The organism is Mycobacterium sp. (assembly GCF_049585075.1).
Taxonomy (GTDB): Bacteria; Actinomycetota; Actinomycetes; order Mycobacteriales; family Mycobacteriaceae; genus Mycobacterium.
Genome location: NZ_JBAUZA010000505.1, coordinates 1 through 1,651 on the forward strand (window position 1 = coordinate 1; position 1,651 = coordinate 1,651).

The 1,651-nt window shown below is 64.3% G+C and carries 1 protein-coding gene and 1 pseudogene; both read left to right on the plus strand.

All coding sequences use genetic code 11. The features are described 5' to 3' along the window. The coding region (locus WB785_RS23640) for an IS3 family transposase (RefSeq protein ID WP_424082350.1) at positions 1–747 on the plus strand (747 nt) is incomplete at its 5' end. Between the two features lie 254 nt (positions 748–1,001). After that, a pseudogene (locus WB785_RS23645) lies at positions 1,002–1,651 on the plus strand (hypothetical protein); the annotation flags it as partial.

The following is a 1,651-nucleotide window of genomic DNA, read 5'->3' on the forward strand; positions in this document are numbered from 1 at the left end:
GCGACGTTGCGGGCCTGGCTGCGCGCCTACGCCCGTGACCACCCGCGCCGCGGGTTCCGGCCGGCCTACCATGACGCGCGCGGCGAGGGTTGGTTCGTCAATCACAAGAAGATTCAACGCCTTTGGCGCGAGGAGGGGCTCCGCGTTCCCGCACGGCGACGCCGCAAACGCCGCGGCGCCTCCACCGCGTACGACACCCCGAGCGCGGATGCGCCCAACCAGGTGTGGGCAGTGGACTTCCAATTCGATTCCACCACCGACGGGAAACCGATCAAGATCGTGTCCGTCGTCGACGAGCACACCCGCGAATGCCTCGGCGGAATGGTCGAGCGCAGGATCACCGGCGAGCACCTCATCACCGAGCTCGACCGTCTGGCCGGTCAGCGTGGCGCTTATCCGGCGGTGCTGCGTTGCGACAACGGACCCGAACTCGCCTGCACCGCCATGACGGACTGGGCCGCCGGACAGGTCGGTCTGCACTACATTCCGCCGGGCCAGCCGTGGCGCAACGGCTACGTCGAATCATTCAACGCTCGGATCCGCGATGAATGCTTGAACACCCACAGCTTCTGGTCACTGACTCAGGCCCGCGTGGTCATCAGCGACTGGAAGCACGACTACAACCATCATCGTCGGCACTCATCGCTGGGCTACCAACCCCCAGCCAGCTACGCCGCCAACTGCACCCACGGTCACGCGGCTCGTCTCGCCCCGCGGCTTAGCCGAGATGTGAGACATGACGAATAAGACAAGAAACGAGACGGCACAAGACATGCTCACTGGGACAACGTCTCCGGCGTAAACCCAACCTATCCTGTCTCGTCTCTCCGGATTCGAGACAGGATTGCCAGTGGCAAGTAGCCGCGTTGATCTGCGATAGGGCGGATTGCGTCCCCAGAGGCTCATCAGAAAATTCGATGTTCATTTTGCCCCGCCGGGACCACTCGAGGGCTAGCTTGACGAAACCGGAGATGGACGGCCTCGACGGGGAGGTTCAAAGATTGGCTGCACAACGTTACTCCTCGAACCACACGAGCCCATCACAGCGGGCTCTGGATCGCTGGCGTCGTGTAATCGGCTGGGGCAGCAGTGCGGGCGCGGCCCTGACCTTCACCGTCGGTCCGCTAGCCGCCATCCCCGCGGCACATGCTGACGGCCTGGATGTCATCTTCGATCCGATCATCAACGCCGTCGATCACGCCATGACAGGAGCGGACGCGTTGGCGAGTCTCAGCTCCGCTGCGAGCCTGGATCTCGGTGGCCTAGGCGGTAGCGCATTCGATCAATGGTTGGCGCTGCCAACGGATTCGGTCGCCGGTATTGGTACGGCCACCAGCGCGAGTGCCGCTTCGGATGCCGTAGCCGGAGCAAGCAACGCGGCTGAGGGCGCCGCAGCATCGTCGGATTCCGCAGCGGGGTTCGACGCGACGTTCTTGCAGGCCATTCATACCGATGAGCAGAACTGGATCAACAGCCCGCTGGGCGAATCCATCGACAACACGATCAACAAAGACTTCGGCGAGTATCTGATCGGTAACGGGGCCAACGGTGTTGGCGGCGGCACGTTGGCCGAGGCCACCGGTGGTAACGGCGGCGCGCTGTTCGGTGACGGCGGCAGCGGCGCCACCGACGCAGCGGGGCAGGGCGGCGA